The sequence below is a fragment of the Rhizobium sp. PRIMUS64 genome, from assembly GCF_023006465.1.
GTDB classification, from domain to species: Bacteria; Pseudomonadota; Alphaproteobacteria; order Rhizobiales; family Rhizobiaceae; genus Rhizobium; species Rhizobium leguminosarum.
The window spans coordinates 1-500 of the sequence record NZ_JALBGX010000339.1; the positions used below are offsets into that span (position 1 = coordinate 1).

General features: G+C 62.0%; 1 protein-coding gene. It reads right to left on the reverse strand.

The window, feature by feature from the left end:
* Nucleotides 1-500 (reverse strand): EF-Tu/IF-2/RF-3 family GTPase (locus MOV76_RS39465; protein ID WP_247266625.1); only part of this gene is annotated, 500 nt, incomplete at both ends.

Sequence of the window (500 nt, forward strand, 5' to 3'; positions counted from 1 at the left end):
CCGGGCTTCGCCAGGATCTGGCCACGCTCGACGCCGTCACGGTTCACACCGCGGATCAGCGCACCGATGTTGTCGCCGGCCTGGCCCTGATCGAGCAGCTTGCGGAACATTTCAACGCCGGTCACCGTCGTCTTCGAGGTCGGACGGATGCCGACGATCTCGACTTCTTCGCCAACCTTGACAATGCCACGCTCGACGCGGCCGGTCACAACCGTGCCGCGGCCCGAGATCGAGAACACGTCTTCGATCGGCATCAGGAACGGCTGGTCGATCGGACGCTCAGGCGTCGGGATGTAGGCGTCAACAGCAGCCATCAGTTCGCGGATCGCGTCTTCGCCGATCTTCTTGTCCGAATCTTCAAGAGCAGCAAGTGCCGAACCCTTGACGACCGGGATATCGTCGCCCGGGAAGTCGTAGGACGACAGCAGTTCGCGAACTTCGAGCTCGACCAGTTCGAGAAGCTCGGCGTCGTCAACCTGGTCGACCTTGTTCAGGAACAC